This window comes from Sulfolobus sp. B1 (genome assembly GCF_007050195.1).
Classification (GTDB): Archaea; Thermoproteota; Thermoprotei_A; order Sulfolobales; family Sulfolobaceae; genus Saccharolobus.
The window spans coordinates 1-1,823 of sequence record NZ_QIMI01000212.1; the positions used below are offsets into that span (position 1 = coordinate 1).

Genomic DNA, 1,823 nt, shown 5'->3' on the forward strand with positions numbered 1-1,823 from the left:
TCAAAGTACTCATCCAACTTATGTAAGTACAGCTTGCCTTCATATAGGGCTTTTGAGAAAGTTTCTATATCTTCTATTTTTAGCACCTTTCTAAGGTACTCGTTGCTAACTTTTTCACCATTCCTAGTCCTAAGTCTATTTATTAATAATAGCTTCAAAGTATCCTCAGTTATTTCTCCCCAAGTTATATGGGTAGATGCTTTCTGCAACATTCCCAGCATTGGAGAAGTTCTGGGATATATCATAGCATTAAAGTTTCTCTTCAGTCGCAATAAATTAAGAGTCTCATTAACAAACCACGGAGCTTTTGCCCAACCCCTAATTCTAACTATAGCTAATAACTCTGCCATGCGTAATCACCTTTTCCTCGCCCAATCTTGCATAGTAACAAAGCTATAAGTATTATAAAGTGCATTATACCCAGCTCTTATAAAATTCTCAGTAGTCCTAGTCTCCCCTTTAGTAATTGACCAGGCATCCTTTATTCCTGCATAGGTTAACAAAATCTTTAATTTACTTCCAACAACTAAACCAGTCCCTTTAGGGGCTGGTAATAATTCGATCCTTACACTACCATCCTTTCCCACTACTTTAAATGGTAGACTATGAGGCTCACCACATGTACACTGCCAACTTCCACAACCTCTTCTTACTGGGATTATGTTCATCTTGGCGTCTCTAATAGCTTTCTGAATGGCGACTCTTAGTTGCTTAGCCTTGCCGGTGCCAATACTAACATAACCATCCATATTTCCCATTATTACAAGTACTTTATATCTAGATATCTCTCCAGCATCAGTTTGTTTTTGTACTACAGCTATATCAACAACCTCATATTTTAGCTTAGGTAATAATACATCAACTATTTCAGGCTCTGTTATTGGGAGATTCCTATCATATAATTCCTTTATTGACGTTATTTTCCCTTCCTTAATCATCTTCCCTACTAAGGTCCTAGGCTTCCATTCCTCAATATTAATCGTCGGAACTTCTTCTGCCATATTAACCACCCATTGTCTTTATTTTATTTAAAGTTTCCTCGAAATGAGAGGGAAGACTTACTGGATCTAACCCCCTCGCTAAGTATTTAGAAAACAATCTATTGAACTTATCTGGATTCTCCACCTTTAGCTTTTCCGCATACTTTGCAACATGAATACCCTTTATTCGATCATCTAAAATACCTACATCCCCTAAAGGCACTTTTAATCCAGCATCAATAGCACCTTTTATTACATAGAATATTCTAGAGCCCCTAGCTGGTACATGAAGTCCAATATCTGCTACAGCCTCTTGAACACCACTCTTCAAAGCTCTTATTCCAAGCAGGTAACCAGTGAGATAAGCAACTGATGTGTTGTTAGTATCACCCTTCCATCCAAACTTTTTAACTAGCTCAATAGAATGTGCATACGCTATTGTTATATCACCCTTAGGATCAACTTTACTTATGTGTGCAACAATATACTTATTGGTTATTCTAACAACTAGCCTTAACTTGTTACTTACTACATAACTATACCTTTTATAATAATTAGTTTTACCTTCCCTTCTCCTCCTAAATTTTACCTTATAATTAGGACCATGAGCCATTTAAATCACTCCCTCATTTTACCCATTTGGATTAATGTGCTCCTCACGTCTGAAACGCCTTTAAAAGAGCCACCCTTTGCTCTTAAATATAACTCACGATAAGTATGCGAATCAATAACCTCATGATCCCTCAGCCATCTTAGATACTGCCTAATTTTCCTTATCCTATTTACCCATAACTGTTTCCTTCTAGCTCTAGCACCCTTTCTGCCCTTTCTGCTACCTTCTTT

4 protein-coding genes are annotated in these 1,823 nt (G+C 37.1%); all 4 read right to left on the reverse strand.

Features of this window, described 5'->3' with window-relative positions; translation table 11 throughout:
- The coding region (locus DMP16_RS09535) for an uL30 family ribosomal protein (RefSeq protein ID WP_143577162.1) at positions 1 to 350 on the reverse strand (350 nt) is incomplete at its 3' end.
- 6 nt (positions 351 to 356) lie between these two features.
- A complete protein-coding gene (locus DMP16_RS09540) occupies positions 357 to 1,001 on the reverse strand; it encodes a 30S ribosomal protein S5 (protein WP_069282031.1) in 645 nt (214 codons plus the stop codon).
- Position 1,002: 1 nt separating this feature from the next.
- On the reverse strand, positions 1,003 to 1,593 hold the full coding sequence (locus tag DMP16_RS09545; RefSeq protein WP_069282029.1) for a 50S ribosomal protein L18: 591 nt from the start codon (positions 1,591 to 1,593) through the stop codon (positions 1,003 to 1,005).
- A 5-nt stretch (positions 1,594 to 1,598) separates the two neighbouring features.
- Positions 1,599 to 1,823 (reverse strand): 50S ribosomal protein L19e (locus DMP16_RS09550; protein WP_304948045.1); only part of this gene is annotated, 225 nt, incomplete at its 5' end.

Excerpts from the sequence above, each read along its gene's own strand:
- DMP16_RS09540 (WP_069282031.1), bottom strand. The coding sequence starts at position 1,001 with ATGGCAGAAGAAGTTCCGACGATTAATATTGAGGAATGGAAGCCTAGG.
- DMP16_RS09545 (WP_069282029.1), bottom strand. The coding sequence starts at position 1,593 with ATGGCTCATGGTCCTAATTATAAGGTAAAATTTAGGAGGAGAAGGGAA.